The sequence below is a fragment of the Pseudomonadota bacterium genome, assembly GCA_016711215.1.
Taxonomy (GTDB): Bacteria; Myxococcota_A; Polyangia.
This window is the reverse complement of the sequence record JADJTL010000001.1, coordinates 1258673-1284213: the sequence shown is the minus strand read 5'-3', so window position 1 is coordinate 1284213 and position 25541 is coordinate 1258673. Positions and strand designations below refer to the sequence as shown.

Below are 25541 nucleotides of genomic sequence, written 5' to 3'. Positions count from 1 at the left end.
GGTAATGTCAGAGCGAACGAATCCATGGGCGGCAGGCGCCGACCCGTTGCGGGTCAAGTCGCCATGATGAGCACTTCGCCGCTCAGCGCGCGCCGGCGCCTGCAGAAGTACGAGTTGCTCGAAGAGGTCGGGCACGGCGGCATGGCCGTCGTCTTCCGCGGACGGGACACGCACCTTGATCGCGAGGTGGCGGTCAAGGTCCTGCACCCGCACCTGGCCAAGGAGCGGGAGGCGAAGGAGCGCTTCCAGCGCGAGGCCCAGGCGGTGGCTCGGCTGCGCCACGAGAACATCATCGAGATCTACGACTACTCGGGCGCGGACTCGGATGAGAGCTTCATCGTCACCGAGTTCATCCACGGGGAGACGCTGAAGCAGTTCGTCGCCGCGCATCCGGTCGCGCATCCGGAGCTGGCGGCGATGATCGTGATCGAGGTCTGCGCGGCGCTCGCGCATGCCCACGGGCTCTCGATTATCCATCGCGATATCAAGCCCGAGAACATCATGATTCGGCGTGATGGGCGGGTGAAGCTGACCGACTTCGGTATCGCCCAGATGGTCGAGTTGGCCAAGCTGACGGTGACGGGTCAGCTGATCGGCTCGCCGGCCTATATGTCGCCCGAGCTCGTCACCGGCGCGCGCGTGGATTACCGCTCGGACGTCTTCAGCGTCGGCACGCTGCTCTATCAGCTCGCCACCGCGCAGCTGCCCTTCACCGGCAGCAACGCGCACGAGGTGCTCCGCCGCATCGCGGAGGGTCGCTTCCCGCCGCCCGAGGCCGCCAGCCCGCGCGTGGACGCCCAGCTCGGCGCGATCATTCGCCGCGCGCTGGCGCGCGATCCGGAGGCGCGCTACCCGAGCGTCGTGGCCCTCGCCGACGATCTGCGGGAGTTTCTGAGCGCGGTGGGGCTGACCGAGGTGCAGGGCGAGCTGCAGCGCTACTTCGCCGATCCGGAGCTCTTCTCGAGCTCCTTACCCGAGCGGATCGTCCCCGCGCTCCTGACCCAGGCACGCCGCTACCTGCAGCAGGGACAGCACGCTCGCGCCCTGCAACAGCTCGATCGCCTGCTCAGCGCGGATCCCGCGCACGGGGAGGCGCTGGCGCTGCTCGGTCGCCTCTCGGCGCGCCGGCGCTGGATGCGCACGGGGGTCGTGCTCTTGGCGATCCTCGCGCTCGGCGGCTTGGCCTACCTCATCGTCGCGCAGCGTGCGCGGCGGCCCCACCCTCCCCTCGCCCAGCCAGCCCGGTCGCTGCCGTCGGCGCCCGACCTGCGGCGCCGGCCGGCGAGGATCGTGGCTGTGCAGCGCGCGAAGCAGAGCAGCGGACGCGCGACGGGGCCCCGGCCTGCGCTCGCGCCCAGCGCTCAGGTGACCGACCGCCCCGCCGCCGTGGACGCCCTGCGGACGGCCTCCCCGCGTCGTGGCGCAGCCGGGCCTTCGCTGCCCGAGGGTTCCTCCGCGACCGGCGCCGTCCGACGCCGCGTCGAGATCGTGCCGACGCCGAAAGCGGTGACGATTTGGGTCGACGGTCGGGAGATCGGAGCCTACGGTCCGGACCTGCGCTATCTCGATCTTCCGCTGGCTCCCGTGACGCTGATTTTTCGCAACGAGGCCTGCTGTTTTGAGCAGCGGGTGCAACTCGACGCGAGGTGGAACGCGCCTTCCCTGCGGGTGCGCTTGCCCTGGAAGCCAGCACGGCTGATCGTCACGCTCGATCCGGCGCCCCCGGCGACCACCGTGGTCGTCGGCACGGTGGCCGCGCGACCGGGTCAGGCGATCGAGGTGCCGATTCCGTCGTATGCTGATGACGGTCGCACGCAGGTTCAGGTGACCGCGAGCGCCGAGGGGTACCTGACGGAAGAGCGCACGGTGACCGTGCGGGCGAATACGACCTCCGAGGTGACAATGACACCGAGACCCCTGTGACGGAGCGTGGAGCGCTGTCGCGGCGCTTCGGTGCCCTCGGCGCTGTACTGCTCTTGCTCGCCAGCGCTCCCGCGGTGGCACAGGCGCAGGCCGCGGCGCCGCGCGAGCCGCTCGCCGTGGCGCAGGAGGCCTACGCGCAGGGGCGCTACGAGCAGACCGTGGCGCTGCTCCAGCCGCTGCTCTATCCGAGCAACCGGCTCGCCACCGGCGAGGACTACCTCAGCGCGCATAGGATGCTGGGCGTCAGCTACGTCTTTGCGCGTGACCGCGCCCGCGCCGAGCAGTCCTTCCTCGCCATCCTCGTCGCGCAGCCGAGCTACCAGCTCGATCCGCTGGTCGATCCGCCAGTGGCGGTGGAACTCTTCGAGGAGGTCAAGCGCCGCAATGCGTTGCTGCTGCGCGAGGTCGCCGAGCGAGAGCGAGCCCAGGCGCGCACGCGCGCGCGCCGAGAGCGAGCGGCGCCCGAGGGGTCAGCGCGGGCGCTCGATCCGGCGGGGCGCTATCTGCGCGTCGAGCGTCACGCGCTGTGGATCAACTTCCTCCCCTTTGGTGCGGGCCAGTTCCAAAGCGGTCAACGCGGCAAGGGTCTGGCGCTGCTGGCGACCCAGGTTGCACTGGGGGGCACCTCGCTCGGCGCGGCGCTGGCCTTGCGCTTGCGCTATCCAGACAGCCGTCCGCCGCCCGCCGAGCTGAACCGCGCGCGCACGCTCAACGTGCTGCAGGTCGCCGCCGGCGGCTTGTTCTGGGCCGCAGCGATCGCCGGGGTGATCGACGCGCTGGTGCATCACCGCCGCGAGGTCGTGGTCGGCGAGGCGCATCCCCCCTCGCCGGCCGGCGCGCTCAGTCGCCGAGGCGAGGCACCGATGCGGCGGCTGCCGCTGCTGACCGGCAGCCCGGGCGGCCTGGGCCTGCAGTGGACCTACTGAAGGAGGCCCGAGGATGGCGACACTGCGCGTGATCCTCCCGGACGGTGTCAGCACCGCGCACCCCTTATGCCGCAACCTGACCTCCGTCGGTCGCGGGGCGGATTGCGACATCACGGTCGGGGATCCGAGCGTGGCGGAGACCCACTGCCACCTGCGGTGCGACGGCCGCGCGTACGAGATCGCCGCGATCGGCAAGGCGGAGCTTTGGGTCGGCGGTAAGCGCCGTCCGCGTCATGAGCTGCGGCACGGCGATCGGCTGCGCATCGGCGGCAGCGAGCTTGTCTTTGGCCTGCACGATGAGCCAGCGCCGCTGGCCAAGGCGGAGAGCGATGCGACCTACCGGAGGTTCTTCGAGTTCTCGAGCCGGCTGCTCCGGCAGTACGAACTACCGGAGCTCCTGGAGCAGCTCCTCGACGCCGTGATTGCCGTGACGCACGCGCAGCGCGCCTTCCTCGTGCTGCTCGATGGTGACGTGCCGCGCATCAGTGTGGCGCGCAATGTCGAGCAGGAGTCGCTCGAGGACGCGATCGATCAGCTCAGCGACTCGATCATCGCCCGCGTCGTGCGCACGCGGCAGCCGCTGCTGGTGAGCGACGTGGCGCAGGATGCCGAACTCGGCGCCGCGCGCTCAGTGCTGCGCCTGCGCCTCGCCTCGGTCTTATGCGTGCCGCTGCTCGACCAGGACACCTTGCTCGGCCTGATCTATCTCGGCAATGACAGCGTGTTGCAGAGCTTTGATCGCTCGACGCTCGAGCTGCTCAATGGATTTTCGGCGCATGCCTCGCTGATCGTCAAGAACGCGCTGCTGATCAACTCGCTGGAGCTCGATCGACGGCAGCTCAAGCAGCGGTTGGACGCCCTACGCTTTGGCCGCGTGATCGGCGCCTGCGAGCCGATGCGCGAGATGTTTCGACGGGTGGAGAAGGTGGCACCGACGGATATCTCGGTGCTGATCACCGGCGAGACCGGGACGGGGAAGGAGCTGATCGCGCTCGAATTGCATGAACGCTCCCCGCGCTGTCGCGGGCCCTTCATCTCGATCAACTGCGGGGCGATTCCGGAGTCCCTGATCGAGAGCGAGCTCTTCGGCCACGCGAAAGGCGCCTTCACTGGCGCGGTCAGCCATCGGCGCGGCAAGTTCCACGCGGCCGACGGCGGCACGCTCTTTCTCGACGAGATTGGCGAGCTGCCCTTGGGTCTCCAGGTCAAGCTGCTACGGGTGCTGCAGGAAAAAGCTGTGGTGCGCGTCGGCGAGACGCGCCCGGAGCCGGTCGACATCCGCGTCGTCGCGGCTACCAATCGCAACCTGCAGCAGCAGGTCGCGGCAGGGGCCTTCCGCGAGGACCTCTACTACCGGATCAACGTGGTGAACCTGCATCTGCCGCCCTTGCGCGAGCGTGGTGAGGACGTCATGTTGATCGCCAAGTACCTGCTCGATCGCTATGTCGACGAGCTGGGGAGCAAGGTGCGCGGGCTGACGGCCGATGCGGCAGTGGCTGTCCGTCGCCACGGCTGGCCGGGCAACATTCGCCAGCTCGAGAACCACCTCAAGCGGGCCGTGGTCCTCAGTGAGAAGCCCCTGCTCTCGGCGGTCGATCTGGACCTCAAGTCCGAGGACCTGCCGCCGGTCGTTCCGCTGGCCCAGGCCAAGGAGGACTACGCCCGGCGCTACGTGGCCGAGGTGCTGATCCGTAATGGTGGCAATCGGACCCAGACGGCACGGCAGCTGGACGTCGACCCGCGGACGATCTTTCGCTACCTGGAGCGGGGCGACGAGCCCCAGGAATCGGCGTCCTGAGCGGTGCGTAGGGTGGTCGTTTTTTGGAAACGTGAGCGCGGAACATGACATTCATGTCCGGCAGCAAGACGCCTCTCGCGCAGCGCCGCGCCGCGAAGCCCCGGAAGAACGCGGGTCGGTCGTGGTGGACTGCCTTGGCACCGCGCCTGCATCGCCTGCAGGGCATGGCGATGCTCAGCGCGCTGGCGACGGGGAGCTTCGGCGGGGTTGGCTGCATCCTGCCCGAGGACCTGCACTCACCGCAGGAGCACGCGCCCCGGATCGTCCCGGAGCATACGCAGCCGCCGCCCGACCAGGTGTTCTCCTTTCCCCAGAGCGCGACGAGCGGCCCGAGACCGACGCAGACCTTCAGCACGATCGTCATCGATCCCGACGAGCAGGAGTTGCGCACGCGCGCCTTCGTCGACGGGCGCTATGATCGGGCGCTGGCGCTCAACAATGATCGCGTCGACTCGCCGCCGCGCGGCATCCTCGACGGGCGTCGCGGTTACTTCTTCGATGTCGAGGGCCTCTGCGACGACAAGGTCAATCGCGAACTCGGCCGCCACGTCCTCGAGCTCTATGTCAGCGACAGCGGCTTTGTCGGGCGCGGCAGTGATTTGCGGCAACCGAACGCCGGCGGCCTGCGCGACAGCCTGCTCTGGGTCTTCAACTGCATCGAGCCGCTGCCGCCTGCCCTCGAGGATGGGGTGACCCCATGAGGTCAGCCAGCGCGGCGCGGTCAGGCGCGAGGATGCGGCCGGCGCGTGCGCGGCAGCTGCGGGCCTGGGCGGCGGAGCGCCCCTGCTGTCGCGATAGCGCCGCCGTCCGTCTCGCGCTCCTAGCGCCGACCTTCGCGCTTTGCCTCTTCGGCTGTGCCGCTGTCGATGATGGCGCGGCGATCGATGCACCCCGGGTCTGCCGCACCCTCGATGGCTGTCCCGGTGACCTGATCTGCGACTTGAGTTTGCAGCGCTGTGTGCGCCGCGCGGCCGGAACGGTCGATCTCGAGCTTCGCCCGCCAACAAACGATCGCGGTTGGGTCGCGCAGGAGTTCCTCGGTGCGCTGCCCGGGGCGGCGCAGGAGCTCGAGCTCGTGCTCGACGCGGCGGTCCTTTGGCGCGGCAGGGTGGTCGCCTCCGACGATCCAGAGACGCCCTTGCCGGCGGACGTCACGGTTTGGCGCAAGTCACGCATCGCCGGTCGGCCCGTCGTGCAGCTCGAGGCCAGTACGATCGTCGAGGGAGGCGAGGGGGATCTTGGCGAGCACTCGGGCGGCGGCGCGACGGCGGCGGGGTCGTTCTTGTTCCTGCTCAATCGCGGTCAGAGCTACGCTGGCGTCGCGGTGCCGCGCTCGCCTGTCGACCACAGCGACGCCTGTGTCGGCAGCGCAGATCGTGACTGTCCGCCGAGCTTCCCGCCGGTTTTTGAGCCCGCCGTCAGCCTGACGGACCACCTGCAACGCGACCTCTATCTCGACGGGCGCGACCGCTCGATCGTCATGATCGGTCGGGTCCTCGATGCTTCGGGCACGCCGCTGGCCTTCAGCGTCGATCTGCGCGCCGTCGGTGAAGGTCAGGCCGCGCGCCTGCGCTCGACGATCGGGCGCACGTGCAGCAAGGCGCAGCCGAGCCGCTGCCGCTGTGCGCCGATCGAGCGCTGTCTCGGCGCCTTCGCGCTGGCGTTGCCACGCGGAATCGAGCGCTATGCCCTGCGCCTCGCCGCTGACGCGAGCACCAGCGGCGAGGCCGCGGCGCAGCAGCTGCCGACGGTCGAATGCAGTGGCGCACTGCTGGGCTTGGCTGCGCTCGACGGCGCGGGCGGGTTGCAGCCGGTCGTGCTCCCGAGCCCACTGATCCTCCCTCCCTTCCCCGCCGCCGACGGCTATACCCTGCAGGTCGTGGGCGATGACGGCGGCCCGGTCGCCAGCGCGGAGGTTAGCCTTGCCAGCGACGACTTCACTGCGCTGGAGGCCCCGCCGGAGCTGGGGCGCTGTCGCGCGCATCATCGGCAGGCGGCTGTGACCGACGCCGAGGGTCGCGCGACGCTCCTGCTGCTCCCCGGGGATAACGCGGCGCGGAGCTACGAGATCACGGTGATCGCGCCCGCGCGCAGTCGCTGGGCCAGCCTCCGCCGTGGCGGCATCGCGGTCGCGCCGGGCGGGCGGCCACTGGAGCCGCTGCGGCTGCTGGAGCGCTTGCGGATCGTGGGGCGGGTGCGTGGGCCGGGCGGCGAGATCGTCGCGGGCGCGCTGATCGAGGCCGCTCCGGTCACGCCGAGCAAGGCCGCCGTGACAGCGGCCGTCCAGGGATCTGCGAGCGCGCTCAGCGGGGCAGATGGGACCTTCGCGCTTTGGGTCGATCCGGGGAGCTACGACCTCACGGTGCGGCCGCCCGCGACCGTCAGCCTGGCCGCCACGACACAACTCGATCTCGACCTCAGCGAGCCCCGCGACGCCCTGGACCTGCGGCTGCCCGAGGCCGCGCTGCTCCACGGGCGGGTCGTCGACGCGACCGGCGTCGGCGCGAGCGGATGCACCGTCCAGGCCTTCGAGAGCGTGGCCCGGCAAGGGGAGGACGCCAGGCCTCCCTTGGCCCTGCCGCGAGCCACCGCCGTCACCGATTCCGACGGGCGCTTCAGCCTGAGGCTGGCACGACCCGAGTCCTAGCACCCCGTGGATCGATGGCTCCCGTCGCCAGGTGCGCCAGCGATCGACAGGCTGCCGGGAGGGATCGGAGCGCGGGCGCTGGTCGCGCAGCCTCGCTTGACGGATGGGGGATGCCGGCTGTAGATGGTGGGGCCGCGCGCGGGCGCTCGCGGGGGGAGTGTGTCGGCGGTATCAGTGGAACCAGCGAGCGAATCAGCAGGAGAAGCGGCACGCGAGTCCGTGGGCGAGGCGCTGGACGAGCAGGCTGCCGGCGCGGGCGCTGAGCCCCGCTGTGTGCGGCGCTGGCGCGTCGGTACGCAGGTGGTCCACCTCGTCGCGACGGTGGCGCTGTGCCTGTGGGTCGCCGCTTCGGTCGTCGCGACGCATGCGGGCGCTTACGAGAACAAGCCCGCCGTCTCCGCTCCGCGCATCAGCAGCAGGGCCGACAATCCCGAGGAGCTGATCGACTGTCAGCGCCGACTCCAAGGGCTGCTGACCGAGCTGCACCAGGAGGCCTTCGCGCTGCAAGCGCGCGCCGTGCGCTTCGGCTTCGACCCTGGCGGCGAATGGGCGAACTGGACCGAGGGCTGGCGCTGGCGCTGGCAACTGGTCGCACATCGCTGCCGACTCGAGGAGCTGGCCAATCGCGGCGTCAGCCCCGCCATCGACCTGCTAGCCGAGGTCCATCGCGCGCTGGACGAGCTTCAGCTTTCGTATAGTGATGTTGTCTACCGCTTTATTGACCGTTACTTGGAGCGTTTGCGCCACCTCAATCAACAGCTAACGCGCGCTCGCTCGCTCATCACCGCGGGCCGGCTGGTGAGCCCGCAGCTCACCCGACCGTCCCCCCAACCCGCGGAGCCGCCCCGTGACCCCAACTGAGCCGATGATTCCTTCTCCGATGACGAACCCCGAGCCGACGACCGCGGAGCTCGCCACGACGAACGACCCAGCGCCCTCGATCAGCTTCGAGGAGCTCGGCCTCAGCGAGACGCTCGTCGCGGCCTTGACCGAGATGGGCTTCAGCGCGCCGACCGCGGTCCAGGCGCAGACCGTGCCCCTCGCGCTCGCTGGCCGCGATCTCCTGGTGCAAAGCCGCACGGGCAGCGGCAAGACCGCCGCCTTCGCGATCCCGCTCGTCGAGCGCTTGGTCGATGTCGACCGGCGCGAAGCACAGGCCTTGATCCTCGCCCCCACCCGCGAGCTGGCGATGCAGGTGCATCGCGAATGTGCGCGGGTCGCTGCCGTCAAGGGGACGGTCTGCGTCGCGATCTATGGCGGCGCCGCGCTTCCGCCCCAGGCCCGCCTGCTCGCCGAGGGCGCGCAGGTGATTATCGGCACGCCCGGTCGTGTGCTCGACCACCTGCGGCGCGGTACCCTCTCGCCGCGCGCGCTGCGGACGTTGGTGCTCGATGAGTGCGACGAAATGCTCTCGATGGGCTTTCAGGAGGAGCTCAACGCGATCCTCGAGCGCCTGCCGCGCGAGCGTCAGACGCTGCTCTTCTCGGCGACCATTCCCGGCGAGATTCAGCGGCTGATCGACCGCTACCTGCGGGATCCCGAGCGCCTCTACCTCTCGCAGGACTTCGTCGGCGTGCGCGAGATCGACCACGTCTGTTATCAGATCAGCGGCGGCGGACGCAGCGAGGACCTGCTGCGCGTGCTCGACTACGAGCAGCCTCATCGCGCGCTGATCTTCTGCAATACCCGCGACGAAACCGCCCGCCTGGCGAATTTCCTCTCGCAGCGCGGCTTTCGCGCCGAGGGGATCAGCAGCGACCTCGGCCAGGGGGAGCGCGAACAGGTGATGACGCGCATGCGTGCCGGCCAGGTGCAATATCTCGTCGCCACCGACGTGGCGGCGCGCGGTATCGACCTGCCCGAGCTGAGCCATGTCATCAACTACGACTTCCCCGAATCTGCGGACGTCTACGTGCACCGCACTGGGCGCACGGGGCGCGCCGGACGGAGCGGCATTGCGGTCTCGCTGGTCTCGCCGCGCGAGGTCGGCAGCCTCTACTACGTCAAGCTGATCCACAAGATAACCCCGGAGCATCGTCATCTGCCGTCGGCCGAGGAGCTCTCGAGTCGGCGTGAGGGCGAACAGCTCGAGCGTTTGCGCGCGCGCTACCGGGAGCAGGCCGCGGCACCGACCTTGCTGAGGCTGCTGCGTCGCATCCAGTCGAGCGAGGACGGCGAGCAGCTGCTGGCGCAGCTGCTCGGCTCGGCCTTGGCAGCGGCAGACCCGCCACGGGCAGCGGCGACGGAGGCGCGCGAGGAGGTCGCCCGCGGCGACGCGGATCGGCGCCCGCGGCGAGGCGGGCGTCGTGGGGGAGCACGGAGCGAGAGCGACCACTCCGCCCGGGAGGCTACGCCCGCGGAGGAGCCAGCGCGCGCCGCGGTGGCCGCCGCCCCAGCTGGTGGCGAGGAGGCAGCCCCGGCAGCGCGGGCGGCGCCGCTTTCAGGGCCGGCTTCGACGGCTGGGGCTGTCGCTCTCCGCCGCGAAGGCGCCGCGGGCGAGGCGCCCCGGCGACGGCGTCGCGCTCCTGCGAATAGCGAGGGTGAGCGGCTCCCGACTGCCAGCCAGGAGGACGTTGGTGCGCGCGAGAGCGTGACCACCGGTGCCGGAGACGTCGAGTATTTCGAGACCTTCGACCTCAGCGATGCCACGGCCAGCGCGGCGCCGGCCGCCCTGACCCCTCCGACGGCCGAGCTGACGCGCGTCTTCGTCAATGTCGGACGTCAGCATGGTGTGCGGGTCGAGGATCTGACGAGCTTCATTCAGCTCGAGGCCGGGCTGCGGGCGGACGAGATCGGGCCCGTCAACCAGCAGGACCGGCATTGCCATATTCTGCTCCACGAGCGGATCGTTGATCAGGCGGTCGAGGCGCTGAACGGCAAGCCTTACGGGGAGCAGACGCTGCGCGTCGAGCGCGCGCGCGCCTCCGAGGGCGCGAGCCGTGGGCGCGGGCGTCGTCCACGACGCTGAGCGAGCACGGAGCAAGGGATCAGGCCCGGCGGGCCACTCGAAAGGCCTCTTCAGTTACTCGAAAGGATTGATCAGGTCGTCGACCTTGGCCGGCCGCGAACGGGCTGCGCGTGGGGCCCTGCGAGCCGCGCGGCGCAGCGGCGCAGTCCGCTGCCGTAGCGCCCGCGCTGTCGATCGCGCGGTCGGCTCCGGATCTGGCGTCGCGCTCGCTGCCGCGGGCTGGCGGTGCAGCGTGACGCGCAGGCGTTTTCCAGTGGCGTCTGGGGTCACTGGCTCGTGGGCGGTCTCGTAGCCCGCGAGCACCAGCGTCAGCATCACGCCGCGTTGACTCTGGGGCAAGCGGAGCTCGAGCGGCGTCTGGCCGACCGGAATGGTCCCCTTGAGCACGCGCGCGCCGCTTGGCTCCGACTCGACCGAGACCGTTACCTCGGGGATCGCCGCTGGCAGCGCCACCTTCGCCGGCTGGGGCGGTGGCGCTGCGCCCCGCGACCAGACCAGAACGAGCCCGAGCAGCGCCAGCGCGAGGCCGAGGCCGGCGTAAATCGCGCCACGCGGACGCCGCGGTAGCTCGAGCGGGAGCTCTTCAACCGCCTGGTCCCTCGCCCCCACCCCTCCCATCTGCGTTCGTGCGGTGCCGCTCGCCGGGGCGTCGTCCGATCCGGTCCGCGAGGCGAGCGACGGGATCGGCGTTGGCGCCAACACGATCGACGCTGCCGGCGGCTGAAGCTCGCCGCTCGTGCGCGTCATGCGGGTCGGCGTCTGCGCGATCGCCGCCGCCATCTCGGCCATCGACTGGTAGCGGTGGTTGCGGTCCTTGACCATCGCCTTGAGGACCACGGCCTCGACCTCTGGCGAGATGTGCGCCTCCGGGTTGACCCGCGAGGGCGGTACGGGTTCCTCGAAGATGTGCTTGGTCAGGATGCCCATGAAGGTGTCGGCCTTGAAGGGCACCTGTCCGCTCAAGAGCTCGTACATGATCACGCCGACCGCGTAGACATCGACTCGATGGTCGGGATGGTGGCCCTGGGCCTGCTCGGGCGACATGTACTCGGGCGTGCCGAAGATCATGCCGGTACGGGTCAAGCGCTGCTCCCCGTCGCTGGCCCCGCTGACCTTGGCGATCCCGAAGTCGAGCACCTTGACGAAATCCGGCCGGCCTTCGCGACTGATCAGGATCACGTTCTCGGGCTTCATATCGCGATGGACGATTTGCTTGGCGTGCGCCGCGCCGAGCGCCCGGCAGATTTGCAGCAAGATCGCCTTCGCGCGCGGCCAGCTCAGCGCCCCATCCTTCTTGACGTGGTGGGCGAGATCCTGACCGTCGAGGAACTCCATCGCGAAGAACACGCTGCCGCTCGGCGTCTCGCCGAAGTCCGTGATGTCGACGATGTTCTCGTGGCCGATGGCGGCGGCGGCACGGGCTTCGCGCAGGAAGCGCTCTTTCAGGTCGGCCTTGCGCGCGTATTCGGGCAACAAGACCTTGATCGCGAGCTGCTTGCCGATCGCCACATGCTCGGCGCGATAGACGGTGCCCATGCCACCTTCGCCGAGCTTCTCGGTCACGCGGTAGCGCGACGCCACGACTTGTCCGATCAGGTCATCTTCCACGGGCACCCCCCGCCCTAGCGGCGCACGCGGCAGGCGCGCGGCACATCGAGATCGCGCATCCTAGCATGCACGATCGCCCGGCTGTCGAGTTGGCCGGCCTCAGCGCGACGTTCGGATCGCCGCAGGTTGCTGGCCCTGGGGACCCTGCACGCCGAAAGGGTCGCGCAGGTCGGCCCGCTTCGGTCGCGCGCGCGCGCGCGGTGCCATACGCGCCTCAGGGACGACCGAGGGCCCGCCGCGCGGGGCCGAGGCCCCCGCCTCTTGTGGAAGTCGGCGCAGGGTGATGACCCAGGCGCTGGTGCCCACCGTGGCGGTGATGGCCCGGCGTTCGACCCGATAGCCGCCCTTCTGGAAGGCGAAAGGCGTCACCGCCGTCATGGGCACCGAGAGGCTCAGAGGGGTGCGCCCGAGCGCTCTGCCCGCGACACTGACGCTCGCTCCCGGTGGTCGTGTCTCCAGGAGGAGAGTGCCACGACCCTCCTCCTGGCGATCGCCGGCGCGCGCCCGATACACGCGGGGCGCCGGCGCAGCGCGGAGCGGCGTCGTCGTGAAGGTGGCGTCGCGGGCCCCCCCTTCGCGCTGGCGCCACCAGCCAGCGGCCGCTGCGGCGAGGACCAGCGCGCCGAGTGCGAGGGCGAGGCTGGCGCGGCGCGCAGCGCGCCAACCCGCACGCGCGAGCGGGGGCTGATCGACCGGCGGCCCGCGCTCGGCGGTGGGTAGCGCCAGCCTCGCCGACGCGCCCCGCGGCGGGCGATTGAGCCCTGCCCCCACGCAGCCGTCGATCAGCGCGGCGACCTCGTTCGCGTTGGCGAAGCGCTCCTCGGGCCGCTTGGCCAGCATGCGCAGCACGCCCTGCTCGAGCGCGGTCGGCAGCGCTCGGGCTGGCGCTACAACCGACAGCGGCCGTGGGGTTGCGCTGATCTGCTGGTGGAGCGTTCCAGCGAAGGTTTCGGCGACGAAGGGAGGTGCACCGCTCAGCAGCTCGTAGAGCATGCAACCGAGGGCGTAGATATCCCCCCGATGGTCGGCGTCGTCCCCGGTCGCCTGCTCGGGCGACATGTACTGCGGGGTGCCGAAGATGCTCCCCTGCTGCGTCAAGCGCGTCCGCCGGCTGACGAACCTGGCGATGCCAAAATCGAGCAGCTTGACGAAATCACTGCGGTAGCCCGGCGAGGACGCGCTGCTGCGAAGGCTCTGCGAGTTGACGATGAAGATATTGGCCGGCTTGAGATCGCGGTGCACGATGCCCTTGGAATGCGCGGCGGCGAGTCCGTGGGCCATTTGCCGGGCGAGATCGAGCACGCGCTCGAGCGGGAGCAGCGCTGCGCCGAGCCCGGCGCGCTCCAGCTCGGCGGCCATCGTGCAGCCGATCAGCCGCTCCATCACGAGGAAGTGCTGGCCATTGGGCAGCACGCCCGAGTCGGTGACATCGACGATGTTTGGATGTCCGATACGCGAGGCCGCGCGCGCCTCGCGGAAGAAGCGCTCGACGAGGGTCTGATCGCGGCAGAGATCGGCACGCAGCAGCTTGATCGCCACCGGCTTATCGAGGATCACGTGGCGCGCCGCGTAGACCACGCCCATGCCCCCATGTCCGAGCCAGGACTCGACGCGGTAGCGCGTGTCGAGCAGCCGCCCAAGCCACGGATCCGGCGCATCGTTGAGCCCATCGTCGAGCCCATCGTCGAGCCCATCGTCGAGCGCCCGTAGCCGCTGGCCATCGGCGGGACAGAAGTTCGCGTAGGACGGGTAGCGTGCATCGCACTGCGGACAAGCCTTGAGCAGGCCGCTGGCTGCGGCGCCGCGCGGCGCGTGCTCCGATGCTTCGACGCCCATCCAGCTCCTCGGGTCTGCCCCTGGCTTCCGCGCATCGTAGCGAGCGGCTCACGAGGGCGCCAGCGGCGCCTGGCGCTCAGCGTAGGGTGACCGCGGCGCTCGGTACGAGCGGCAGGGCGCGCAGCAGCGCCATCCCGGCGTGCTGGACGTAGTCGATGCGAATCTCGCTGCGCACGGGCGTCTGCGTGATGCCGCCCAAGGCGAGCTCCGGACGTGGCCAGAGGTAGCCGCCCGAGCTGCGCTGCTGCTGATCGACGAGGTAGCGTAGCGCCTCGAGCACGGTCCGACGGAGCAAGGCATCCTCCTGGCCCCAACGCCGCGCCAGCCGGGCGGTCGCCACGTTGGCCTCGGTGCGACTGCCGACCGGCGTGTTATGCGGCAGGACGAAGGGTGTGACGCCAAAGCTACCGCGCAGGTCGGCGAGCGAGGGATCAGCCGCGCTGAGCTGTGCGCGGCGGCCGAAGGCGGCTAGCTCGCGGCAGAAGGTCAGATGCCGCGCCTCGCGGACAAAGGGCCAGGCGGCCTCGGCCGCGATGCACGTCCAGTGATCTTCACCGAGGAGAAACTGCCCGAGGAAGTAGTCATATTGCTCGTCGACGAGGTAGTCGAGTGCGCGCCGCAGCGCGGCGACGATCACGGGCCGACGCGCGGGGCGCACGGCGGCGGCTTTGGCCAAGGCCAGGGCCGCCTCGCCGCTGTAGTAGAGCCGCACTGGACCGCAATCGTAGCGCCGCAGCCGAGGCCGGTAGACGTGGCAGAAGTCGCCATTGGGCCGCTGCGCGCGCAAGACGGCCTCGATCAGCCGATCAAGGAGCCTCGCGTGCTGCCGATCGCCCGTGGCGTGTTCATGCTCGGCCAGCGCCACCAGCGATAGGCTGCTCGCCCCGAGGCCTACCTCGTCCGCATCCCCGACGCAGGCGAGACCCTGGCGGCAGGGCGCCGGCACGCCCTTGGCGGCGAGGTAGCCCAACGCCCGCGAAGCGGCCTCCGCCAGGCGCTGGTCGCCGAAACGCTGCGCCGCCAGCACGAGGAACCAGGTCGTGCCGGCATGCCGCGTCAGGTTGTAGCCGCTGTCGTCGGCGAAGCGATCGCTGAGCGGGTCGTAGACGTACTGAAAGCGCCCATCGGGGCGCAGCTGCCGCACAATATAGTCGGAGGCCGATCGCGCGGCGCTCAGGACGCGCTGCCGACTGATCCGATCGATCGGCACGCGCCCGCGGGCGACCAGGTCAATCCGCGCGCGCGTCGGGTCGTCGAGATAGGACCGCAGGCGCAGGCGCGACCAGCGATGGGGCAGCGTGCGCCAGTCCTCGCGGGTAAGCTGAAGTTCCGCCGCGAGCAGGTTGAGGGCGCCGTGCACCTCGAGCCCGCTGCGCAGCTCGACCATGAAGGACACTGGCTGATAGCCGGCGAGCAGCGCGAAGCGCTGCTGGTCATCGGGTAGGAGATACGCGCGTCGGGAGCCGACCTGAAGCACCACGGCGTCGAGTCCAGGAACGAAGGAGTGGGCGAGCACCAGCGCGGGCAGCGCGACGACCCGACCTGCGCTCACGCCCAGATCGAGCTTGATCCGCAGGTCGGCCCAGTCGGCGCGCGTCAGCGCGCGCACGGCCTGCGTGACCGCGAGCGATCGAGCAAGCTCCCCCGCTGCCGCCGACCACTGCGCTTGCTCCGATCGCGCGCGGGCCACCAATCGCCCCGCACGATAGAGGCTGACCCAGACCGGTAGGCGCAGGGTTGGCGCCGAGCATCCGTCGGGCGGCGGCGCCTCGCCATCACGCAGCGTCGCGCGGAGCCAGGGCAGGATGAGGGCGGCGCAGCGATCCAGGCGCTTCGTCGCCCAAGTCGTCGGCTCCAGGCGATAGCGGGCCCAGACGGCGAGATAGAGGGCAGCGGCAAAGACGGGCACGAGCAGCGCCAGGCAGCCCCGCCGGAGCGCGAGGCGGCGAGGATTGCTCTGGGTCAGGCTGGTCATGCTGGTTATGGGCGCAGTGCGCGGCCGAGGGTCGATCGCAGAGGTGAGTGAACGCACGTCAGGATTGAGGCGCTCGGGCTGGGCGGTGCTGGTCGGAGCGCAGCGCCTGCTCGAGGGCGGCGCTCGTTGGCGCATCGAAGTGGACATCGACCTGAGGGAAAGGGATGGTGATCGAGGCCGCGCGCAGCGCGCGCCAGAGCGCTCGTCGCAGGTCTGACTGCCCCCGTCGCAGGCCCCAGACGTCGCGCGTCCAGACGCTGGCCTCGAAGTCCACCGACGAGGATCCGAAGTCGACCAACAGGACCACCGGATCGCGGGTCCGTTCGCGCCACGTCAGGCTCTCGGCCGCCTGGCGCAAGACCTCCGCTGCACGATCGAGGTCCGTCCCATAGGCGACGCCGATTCGCACGCGCAGCCGATGCACGACTTCCGTCAGGGTGAGGTTCTTCACCGGCGACTGGGTGAGAATGCTGTTCGGGACGATGATCTCCTCATCGTCGATGGTGCGAGCGATCGTGGCGCGGATCCCTACCTGCTCGACCTTGGCGATGTGTCCCTCGAACTCGATGATGTCACCTTGGCGAATCGAGCGCTCCGCGTGCAGCACTATCCCCGAGACGAAGTTCTCGGCGACCTTCTGCATCGCGATCCCGACGCCGACCGCGACCACTGCGCTCGCCGCGAGGACGCTCGCGAGGTCAACACCGGCGACCTGCAGCGCGACCACGACCGCCAGACCTCGAAGGGTGTAGCCGACGATCCGCGCCATGGTGGTGCGCCAACGAAGGGCCGGCGTTGGTTGCACGCCAGCGACGCGCCGGCCGTCCCCGCGGATCCTCGACGCGACCTTGGCCGCGGCCAGAAATCCGACCAGGATGATGCCAAGGGCGGTCAGCAGGGCCGCGAAGCTGAGGCTCGCACCACCGAACTCGAGGCCATGCCCGTTGAGCAGCTTCACCCGTCGACCTCGGCCTCGGGCGCGACAGCCGCGTCCGCGGAAAACACAGGGACGATCAGGAGCGAGCAAGCGAGGTCACTCAAGAGCTTGGTCGGGACGCTGCCGAGGGGGACCGCCGTCGCGCGTTCGGCTCCACCGCCGCCATGACGAGCCACGATGACGAGGTCGGCCTCGACCTGCGTGGCCTCCTCGAGCAGCGTCCGAGCCGGACCTGAACCCCCAACGTGCAGCTCGACTGCGCCGTGGGCGCGCAGCCCCTCGGCGATGCGCTCGAGGTAGCTCTGCAGGGTCGCGGGCGTCGTATCGCCGTCCGGTACCGCGACGAGCACGACCTTGGCGCCGGCCGCGAGAAAGCGGGCCGCGCCCGGGAGCACCGCTTCGGCGTCCGACGAGCCGTCCAGCCCGACGAGGACCCGGGTGAAGGTCGGATAGCGCAGCGTCGGATCGGCCGACTCGTGGACCACCAGCAGCGGACGATCGGTGGCATTGGCGAGCGCGCGCGAGTCTGGAAAGCTGCGGGTGACCACGATCAGATCGAGGTGCTCGCGCCCGCCAACCTCGAGGGCCTCGGCTACCGAGCGCGCGCCGAGGACGCCCTTCTCCGGCTTGAAGACCGACTCGATCAGCCTGGCGTAAGGCGAGGTCGTCCTACCCTCGGTGTCCGCGGTCAGCACGATCGCCCACGGCACCGCAAGGGTCTGCGCGAGGTGGGCGCCGGCGAGGAGCGCGGCCTCGCCGCGCTGAGAGCCGTCGGTGATCGCGAGGGCGCCCTGGGGCCAAGGGGTGCTCTGGACGGGCACGAAGGACTTCTTCTCGGCCAGGGCGCGCCCGATTCGTTCCTCGATCTGGGTCGGCGCGCCGAGCCGCCGCCGGTAGAACCCGAAGACGAAGCAGAGCGCGGGCACCATGATGAAGTAGGCCCAGGCGCCGTCGAGAAAGCGCTCGACGACGATCAGCAGCGCGGCGCCGGAGGTGACGAGGGCGGCCATCGCGGTGCCGATCACGCCACCGGCCCCCTTCCGCTTGGCCCGCCACTGGCGAAAGAGGCGGTTGACGGCAGCCCAGCCGGTGAGCCCGAGCAGCACGAAGACCCCCGCGGCGTAGAGCGCGAGGTAGGTCTCCTCATGCGTGCCGAAGGCGAGGAAGCAGCCAGAGACGAGAATGACCTGGATCCAAACCGGGCGGTCGGCGACGTCGAAGCGGTTGCGTTGGCCAAAGGAGGCCGGAACGTAGTGCCGGTGGCGCAGGCCAAGCGAGAGGTTCTGCAGGCCCTGCGCGCTCGCCGCCGCGGCGGAGAGCAGGACGACAATACCGACCAGTGTGCCCAGATGGGCCAGCGGCGAGGGCAGCAGCTGATCCATCGTCTGCGTGAAGACCGAGACGTCCTGCCGTGTCGGGTCGGCCAACGCCAGAATCGCCGGGCCAACGACGACCATCGTCACCAGCGTGGTGACCATGACGATCAGCAAGCTGCCGAAGGCCTTGCGCGCGCGATTCGCGGGCGAGCCGTCGTAGGCGGCGACGAGGTTGGCGAAGACCTCGATGCCGGTCATCAACGCCAAGAGGCGCACGTAGCCCCCGAGCGTGGTGTGCAGCTTGCTCGAGGAGAAGGCCTCCAGCGTCAGCGCGGGCAGGTGAAGGCCACGTTGCCAGACGACGGCGAAGACGAGCAACCAGAGCAACGCGAGCACGGCCGCCGTGGCTGGACCGAAGACACGCGCGGCCAGACGCGGCCCGCGGTTGACGACGAACCCGACGCTGAGGGTGAGCACCACGGCGAGGATGGCACGCTCCCAGCGACCGAGGCCCCCCGCTCGATCCGCGACGAAGGTCACGAGCGCGGCGAGGCTGACGAGGAAGGTCAGCGTATACTCGATCGCCGTGATGCTCGCGTTGACCTTGACGGCCCAGCCACCAAACTCCTCCTCACAGAGGCCGCTGCCGCCGCTGCCGTCTGGAATCCAGTGCATCACGTGGCGGTACATCAGGCTGACCACCACCACCGTCGCCACGACCATCCAGATCGGCGCGCCAAAGCAGGCAGCGCCGGCGCCGCTCGCCGCGAGCAGGCGGAGGAAGGGGCCGAAGACGTAGAGCGGCGAACTGGCCGGATCGCCGCCACCGGCCAGCGCGCCCTCGAAGGCCCCCTTCAGCCGCTGGGAGACATGAGCCATTAGCATCCCCCTCCTGAGTGCGAGGCCGCACCTTCGGCCAGCCGAGCGCGCAGCCGTGCGCGCAGCCGTGCGCTGGTTGCTGTCGGCGCGCGGCGCGCGGCGGCCCGCACCGCGGCGCAGCGCTCCTCGGTCGAGGTCGCTATCGCCCGCGTCTTGGCTGGATCAGATTTCAGTGGAATCCTCCGCTTCGTCGGCGGTCTGCGCGGCCTCCGCGCTGGTCACGGGCGCGAGCAGCAGCCGCCCGATGACGACCCCGGCCACCGCCGCTACGGCGCTCGCGCCGAGCACCCCGAGCTTCGCGCCTGCGAGCAATTGCGGGTCGGCGAAGGCGAGCTGGGCGATGAAGATCGACATCGTGAAACCGACGCCGGCCACCACGCCCAGGACCACGAGGTGCCGGGCCTTGATACCGGCTGGAAGCACGCCGACCCGCAGGCGCAGGGCCAGCCAACAGGCTGCGAGCACACCGATCGGCTTACCGATCACGAGACCGAGGGCGACCCCCGCCGCCGCCACGCTCGAGGCACCTTGGAGCGCCGCGCCGTCGACGGCTACACCTGCGTTGGACAAGGCGAAGAAGGGCATGATCCCGTACGCGACCCACGGGTGGAGCGCCTCGATCAGGCTCTCCGCTGGAGACATGGCCTCGCGGCGTGCGGCGTTGACCTGGCGCAGGCTCTCGGCGAATTCGCGCGAGGAGAGCGGGCCGCTCGTCGCCCGCTCGACGCGCTGCAGCTCCTCGCGAACGCCCGTGATGAAGCCCTCGGGTCCGAGCCACGCCCGGACGGGGGTCAGCAGGCCAATAATGACCCCGGTGATCGTCGGATGGATGCCCGCGGCGTAGATCCCGGCCCAGGCGACCACGGAGGGGACGACGTAGGCCAGCTTCGCCCGCACGCCAACGCGCTGCATCACGAGGATGCCGGCAAACCCGAGCGCGGCGAGCCGAATCCCCGAGGCCTCGATCCCCGGCGAATAGAAGAGCGCGATCACGATGATCGCCCCGAGGTCGTCGATGACCGCGAGCGCGAGCAGCAAGACGCGCAGGGCCGCGGGAACGCGCCTGCCCAAGAGCGTGAGAATTCCGACGGCGAAGGCGATGTCGGTCGCCATCGGTACGCCCCAGCCGGGGTGCAGAGCAGGCCTCCCCGCCGCCGTCAACAGGTAGAGGCCTGCCGGGGCCAGCATCCCCCCGAGCGCGGCGGCCGCTGGAAGCCCGGCGCGACGCCAGTCCGACAGCTCGCCCTGATTGATCTCGCGGCGGATCTCCATCCCGACCACGAAGAAGAAGATCACCATCAGCACGTCATTGACGAACCACTCGAGACTCCGCTCGAGCGTGAACGAGCCAAGGCGTATCCCGACTGGGGTGTGCCAGAGGTGAACGTAGCTCTCTGCCCAGGGCGAGTTGGCCCAGGCGAGCGCCACCAGGGCGGCGACGAGCAGCAGGATTCCGCTGGCCGCTTCAATTCGCAGGAAGCGCTCGAGCGGACGGGCCGCGCGGCGCGCCAGGCGCAGCAGCGGTCCCCAAGCCTCGGGCGGCGACGACCGCTGAACCGGTCGACCGCGCGAGGTAGGTCTGCTCATGAGCCGTGCTCCAACCAGCGCGGCGAGGCGGCAAACGCCGCGTGAATCAGCCCGACGTGCGAGTAGGCTTGGGGGAAGTTACCCCACATGATCTTCGAGACCGGATCGAGATCCTCCGCCAGCAGGCCCAGAGGTGAGTCCACGGCGCGGACGCGATCGAGCAGCGTGCGTGCCTCGGCCTCGCGCCCAAGCCTGGCTAGCGCCTCGACCTGCCAGAAGGTGCAGAGCATGAAGGCCACCGCGGGGACGCCAAACCCATCGTCCGTGCGATAGCGTCGCAGCCACCCCTCATGCTCGAGATCATCGCGCACGGCGTCGACGGTGGCATGCAGGCGCTTGTCGTCGGGCGGCAGGAGCCGCAGCGTGACAGCTTGCAGCAGCGCGGCGTCCACCTCCTTGCCGCCGTAGTCGGCGACCAGGCAGCCGCGCACCGGGTCGACGGCGCGCTGCAGCAACTCGTCGCGTATCTTTTCGGCGGCCCTGGCGAAGGTCTCGGCGTCCGCGGGCCGGTGCCGCTTGGCGATGCGGCTCATACGATCCGCCGCGGCCCAGCACATCAGCGAGCTGAAGGTCTGCGGACGCCACTCCGAGCGGAACTCCCAGATCCCGGCGTCGGGCTGGCCAGCCACCGCGATCGCCTTCTGCGCCAGGCGCGTGACCAGGTCGAGCAACCCCGGCGTGACCTTCTCGCGAAAGCGTGCGTCCATGAAGAAGGGTGTCAGCGCGAGCACCATCTCGCCGAAGACGTCGTACTGTTGATGCTTCGCAGCGCCGTTCCCGACGCGCACCGGCCCCTCGCCGCCGAAGCCCGGCCACGCCGCGAGCACCTGCTCGCCGAGGTCGCTCTTGCCATCGATGCGATAGAGCGGCGCGAGATCGAGCTCGGGCGCCGAGGCCGCGATATTGAGCAGGAAGTGCAGGAACTGCTCGCGCTCCTCGAAATGGCCGAGCAAGCGGAAGGCGCCGAGGGCATAGAACGCATCACGCAGCCAGCAGTAGCGATAGTCCCAGGTGCGCCCCGAACCAGGCGCCTCCGGTATCGACGTGGTCAACGCCGCGACGATCGCCCCGGTGTCCTCGAAGCAGTGGAGCTTGAGGGCGAGCGCCGAGCGGATCACTTCCTCCTGGTAAATCGGCGGCACCTCGCAGTGCTTGACCCACTGCTGCCAGTAACGGACGGTCTCGCGCAGGAAGCGCTCGCAGAGCGGCTCGAGCGCCTCCTCGACGGGTGCACCCCAGGAGAGCACGAAGTGCAGCCGCTCCGTCAGGGCGAAGGCTTCACCGTCGAGGTACGAGATCGCGGCGTTTGTCGTGAGCCGCAGCTCTGCGTCATAGCCGTGAAAGGTGATGTGGTGGGAACCGAACTCGCGGCGAGGGCGCGCGCGGGACCAGCCGAGCACGGGATCGCAGGACACCCGGATACGTGGGTTGCCCGCGAGCGGCTCGACGATGCGCAGCAGCTTGCGCGGCCGAAAGCTGCGATCGTACAGCACGAAACGCGGCGCGAAATCGAGCACGCGGAACGCGCCGTCGGCGTCCTCAAAGCGGGTCTCCAGTACGTTCGTATTCGGCAGGTAGCGCTGCACGCCGGTCCGGCGATCGGCGGCCGCGATCGTAAAGGCACCGCCCTGCTCCTCGTCCAATAGCGACGCGAAGACAGGTGGTGAGTCGAAGCGCGGCATGCAGGACCAAACGATCGCGCCGTCGCGCCGTACGAGCGCGGAGAGCTGGCAATTGCCGATTAGTCCAAGGTTGGCGAGCATCATCGGCCCCCCTCCTAGCATGCAGACCTTGGACATCCAAGCTCGATATGCTAGTAGTCTGCGCCAGAGGCGCTGCGCCGGCTGATCGCCGGGCTCGGGCTGCGTTGCAGTGTTGAGGTCGCCGTCGTGACGGACGGATCCCCGTACTGGCCTGCGCGGCCCGCGAGCCCCTCCCGGCATCACGTTCCAACGACTCGGCGTGTTCAAACGACTCGGCGTGGGTCCGACCCCTGGCGAGTCGCCCATCGCCTCGGGGTGGGCCCGCGGGCGACCTTCGCCGACCGACCCCCGAACCGAGGTCGCCAACCGCATTTCTCGAGGTCACCAGCCGAGGTCACCCACCGAGGTCACCAAGGAGTCTGATGCGTCGTTCCCTCCCCTTTCTCGCCGTGCTGCTCGCCGCGCTCGCGCTGCTGGGCGTCGTCGGTTACTTCGCGCTGGCGCATACGACGCGGGGTTGGTTCGAGGCGGATCTCGCGCTGCGCTCGCGCCTCGCCGTCTCGGCCGCGCACCAAAGCCTCGAGCGCCACTGGGGGGCGGAGCCCGCGCGCCTCGGCGCGACGCTCGCCGATATCACGCGGGACGAGCGCATCGTCGGCGCCGCGGCATGCTCCCCCGCTGGCCGCTTGCTGGCCGCCACCGACAAGTATCCCGAGGACTTCTCCTGCTCTCTGCTGCTCGGGCGGATGCGAGCGCAGGCCGCGCCCGGAGCTGGATCGTGGTCGACGCGCGCAGAGCTGCCCTCTGGCGTGGTCTATCTGAGCGTGATCCGGCTCCGCGGGAGCGCGACGGCGCGAGGCGCTGTCGTCGTCGCGCACGAGCTGAGCTACCTCGGGCGGCGCCAGGCGAAGATGCGCGCGATCTTGCTCGCGGCCTTCCTGGTGCTCGCGCTGGCCATCTCGCTCGTGACCTTCGTGGCGGCGCGCCTGGCCTGGAAGGGCTGGACGATCGCCCTGCGGCGCGCGCTGACGGGTGAGGCCACCACGCAGTTCAAGCCACTGGTCCGAGACCTTCGCGCGCTGGCCGAACGCCTGGCGAGCGAGGGCGATCGCGAGGCCCAGGGGGGGGTCTGGAGCCCCCAACGCCTGCGAGCGACCTTGACCCAGTATCTTCAAGGTGAGCGCATCGTCATCCTCGCCAACCGCGAGCCCTACGCGCACCAGCAGACGGCTGAGGGCGTGGAGGTCTTGCATCCCGCGAGCGGCCTCGTGACTGCCCTCGAGCCAGTGATGCGGGCTTGCTCCGGGGTCTGGGTCGCGCACGGCAGCGGCAGCGCCGACCGCGCCACCGTCGACAAGAACGATCGCGTGCTCGTGCCACCCGGCGAGGAGTCCTACCAGCTGCGGCGGGTGTGGCTGAGCGAGGCGCAGGAGAACGGCTACTACTACGGCTTCTCCAACGAGGGGCTCTGGCCGCTCTGCCACGTCGCCCATACCCGGCCCGTCTTTCGTGCCGAGGACTTCGAACACTACCGCGAGGTCAACCGCAAGTTCGCCGACGCCGTCTGTGACGAGGTCGACTCCAAGTATCCGGTCGTGCTGGTCCAGGATTATCACTTCGCCCTGGCCCCGAAGATGATCCGTGAGCGGCTGCCGCGCGCGACGATCATCACCTTCTGGCACATCCCCTGGCCGAACGCCGAGCGCATCGGCATCTGCCCCTGGCGCGAGGAGCTGATCGCCGGATTGCTTGGTTCGAGCGTCGTCGGCTTCCATACCCAGCAGCACTGCAACAATTTCACGGACTCCGTCGACGCCTTCATGGAGAGCCGCATCGACCGCGAACGGAGCGCCATTGTGCAGGGCTCGCGACGGACCCTCGTGCGGCCCTATCCGATCTCCATCGAATGGCCCGTGCACTGGCTCGACAAGGTGCCCCCGCTGGCCGAGGCGCGGGCCACCGTGCGCCAAGAGCTTGGCCTCGCGGCCGACGCCTTGATCGGTATTGGCGTCGACCGCCTCGACTACACCAAGGGCGTGGAGGAACGACTCGCCGCCGTCGATGAGCTGCTGAAACGCCATCCGCAGTACCGAGGGCGCTTCACCTTCGTCCAGCTCGCGGCGCCGAGTCGCACGAAGATCCCGCGCTACCGAGAGCTGAATGAGCGGGTGGAGGCGCTCGCCGCGGAGATCAACGCCAGGTGGGCCGAGGGTAGCTACCGCCCGATCGTGCTGCTGCGCTCGCACTTCGAGCCGGCCGCGGTCTTCCGCTTCTATCGGGCCGCGGAGCTCTGCTACGTCAGCAGCCTGCATGACGGAATGAATCTCGTCGCGAAGGAATTCGTCGCCGCCCGCGAGGATGAGCAGGGCGTGCTCGTGCTGAGCCAGTTCACCGGCGCGGCGCGCGACCTGACCGAGGCGCTGATCGTCAACCCCTACGACCTGCGGCAGGCGAGCGAGGCGCTGGACGTCGCGCTGCGCATGCCGGCGGAGGACCAACGCGAGCGGATGCGCTCGATGCGGCGACTGGTCTCGGAGTTCAACGTCTACCGCTGGGCCGGCCGCATGCTCGTTGACGCGGCCGAGCTGCGGCGCAAAGAGCGCATGTCGGGGCGCCTGGGAGCCTCCGGGATGGTCAGTTACACTGAGGTAGCATGATCTATCTGTTCTCTGAGGGGTGCGCCGGCGTGTTGGCCGCGCTCGCCTCGGGCCGCTTGCTCGTCGCCTTCGACTTCGATGGCACCCTGGCGCCGATCGTGAGTCAGCCTGACGACGCGCAGATGCGGCCGCGCACGCGCGAGCTCTTCGCCGCGGTGAGCCAGCGCTTTCCCTGCGCCGTCATCTCGGGCCGCAGTCAGGCCGACGTGGCCGCGCGGCTGGGTGGCGCCTCGGTCAAGTACGTCGTGGGCAACCACGGTCTCGAGCCAGGCCTCGGGCTCGAGGACTTCGCGGCCGAGGTCGCGCGCGCGCGGGCGCTGCTCGAAGCGGCGCTGGCCGGCCTTCCCGGCGTCGAGATCGAGGACAAACGCTACTCGCTCGCGATTCACTATCGGCGGTCGGATAACAAGCGTCAGGCACGCCGAGCGATTCAGCGCGGGATCGAGCGCCTGCCGGTGCCGATGCGCCTCGTGCCCGGCAGGCTGGTCGCCAACCTCGTCCCGCAGCGCGCTCCACATAAGGGCGACGCCCTGCTGGCCTTGCGCCGCGCCGAGGGGGCCGACGCTGCCCTCTACGTCGGCGATGACGTGACGGATGAGGACGTCTTCAAGCTCGATCAGCCGCGTGCGCGCCTGCTCACCCTGCGCGTCGGCGCGTCACGCGCGTCCGCCGCCTCATACTACCTGCGTGATCAGCACGAAATCGATCGCTTGCTTGGTGAGGTCGCCGCGCTGCGGGAAACACCCTCGGTGGCCTGAGGCGCCGCCGCGGCCAGCGCTGC

General features: G+C 70.0%; 16 protein-coding genes. 9 read left to right on the top strand and 7 right to left on the bottom strand.

Annotation, left to right across the window (positions count from 1 at the left end):
• Positions 1-66: 66 nt before the first annotated feature.
• The 7 genes from IPL40_05000 (at position 67) to IPL40_04970 (ending at position 10262) form a co-directional block, all read left to right on the top strand.
• Positions 67-1923: a protein kinase gene (locus IPL40_05000; protein MBK8480515.1), complete on the top strand. Its 1857-nt coding sequence runs from the start codon at positions 67-69 to the stop codon at positions 1921-1923.
• Positions 1920-2849 carry a hypothetical protein gene (locus tag IPL40_04995; GenBank protein MBK8480514.1) on the top strand — a complete coding sequence of 310 codons (930 nt, stop codon included), beginning with the start codon at positions 1920-1922 and terminating at the stop codon, positions 2847-2849. Before IPL40_05000 ends, IPL40_04995 begins: the two co-directional genes overlap by 4 nt.
• A gap of 13 nt (positions 2850-2862) precedes the next feature.
• Complete coding sequence (locus IPL40_04990) at positions 2863-4647, top strand: sigma 54-interacting transcriptional regulator (protein ID MBK8480513.1); 1785 nt, start codon at positions 2863-2865, stop codon at positions 4645-4647.
• Between the two features lie 44 nt (positions 4648-4691).
• Positions 4692-5348: a hypothetical protein gene (locus IPL40_04985; protein MBK8480512.1), complete on the top strand. Its 657-nt coding sequence runs from the start codon at positions 4692-4694 to the stop codon at positions 5346-5348.
• 32 nt (positions 5349-5380) lie between these two features.
• Positions 5381-7294: a carboxypeptidase regulatory-like domain-containing protein gene (locus tag IPL40_04980; protein ID MBK8480511.1), complete on the top strand. Its 1914-nt coding sequence runs from the start codon at positions 5381-5383 to the stop codon at positions 7292-7294.
• Between the two features lie 219 nt (positions 7295-7513).
• On the top strand, positions 7514-8155 hold the full coding sequence (locus tag IPL40_04975; GenBank protein MBK8480510.1) for a hypothetical protein: 642 nt from the start codon (positions 7514-7516) through the stop codon (positions 8153-8155).
• A 19-nt stretch (positions 8156-8174) separates the two neighbouring features.
• Positions 8175-10262 carry a DEAD/DEAH box helicase gene (locus tag IPL40_04970; protein MBK8480509.1) on the top strand — a complete coding sequence of 696 codons (2088 nt, stop codon included), beginning with the start codon at positions 8175-8177 and terminating at the stop codon, positions 10260-10262.
• A 54-nt stretch (positions 10263-10316) separates the two neighbouring features.
• Here IPL40_04970 and IPL40_04965 read toward each other — a convergent pair whose 3' ends face one another.
• From IPL40_04965 to IPL40_04935, 7 genes are all read right to left on the bottom strand, one after another.
• Entirely contained in the window at positions 10317-11870 is a 1554-nt protein-coding gene (locus IPL40_04965; GenBank protein ID MBK8480508.1) for a protein kinase, read from the bottom strand.
• 99 nt (positions 11871-11969) lie between these two features.
• Positions 11970-13706, bottom strand: coding sequence for a serine/threonine protein kinase (locus IPL40_04960; protein MBK8480507.1), 1737 nt, complete (start codon positions 13704-13706; stop codon positions 11970-11972).
• A gap of 76 nt (positions 13707-13782) precedes the next feature.
• The gene (locus IPL40_04955) at positions 13783-15681 is read right to left on the bottom strand and encodes a hypothetical protein (GenBank protein MBK8480506.1); all 1899 of its coding nucleotides are present in this window, start codon (positions 15679-15681) and stop codon (positions 13783-13785) included.
• 58 nt (positions 15682-15739) lie between these two features.
• Complete coding sequence (locus tag IPL40_04950) at positions 15740-16639, bottom strand: mechanosensitive ion channel (GenBank protein ID MBK8480505.1); 900 nt, start codon at positions 16637-16639, stop codon at positions 15740-15742.
• Positions 16636-18813, bottom strand: coding sequence for a universal stress protein (locus IPL40_04945; protein ID MBK8480504.1), 2178 nt, complete (start codon positions 18811-18813; stop codon positions 16636-16638). Before IPL40_04945 ends, IPL40_04950 begins: the two co-directional genes overlap by 4 nt.
• A gap of 162 nt (positions 18814-18975) precedes the next feature.
• Positions 18976-20400 carry a Na+/H+ antiporter NhaA gene (gene nhaA, locus IPL40_04940; GenBank protein ID MBK8480503.1) on the bottom strand — a complete coding sequence of 475 codons (1425 nt, stop codon included), beginning with the start codon at positions 20398-20400 and terminating at the stop codon, positions 18976-18978.
• A complete protein-coding gene (locus IPL40_04935; protein ID MBK8480502.1) occupies positions 20397-22166 on the bottom strand; it encodes a glycoside hydrolase family 15 protein in 1770 nt (589 codons plus the stop codon). Before IPL40_04935 ends, nhaA begins: the two co-directional genes overlap by 4 nt.
• 359 nt (positions 22167-22525) lie before the next feature.
• Here IPL40_04935 and IPL40_04930 point away from each other — a divergent pair, with 359 nt between their 5' ends.
• Both IPL40_04930 and otsB read left to right on the top strand, forming a co-directional pair.
• Positions 22526-24760: a trehalose-6-phosphate synthase gene (locus IPL40_04930; protein ID MBK8480501.1), complete on the top strand. Its 2235-nt coding sequence runs from the start codon at positions 22526-22528 to the stop codon at positions 24758-24760.
• Entirely contained in the window at positions 24757-25518 is a 762-nt protein-coding gene (gene otsB / locus IPL40_04925) for a trehalose-phosphatase (GenBank protein ID MBK8480500.1), read from the top strand. The genes IPL40_04930 and otsB overlap by 4 nt, the downstream gene beginning before the upstream one ends.
• Positions 25519-25541 lie beyond the last annotated feature (23 nt).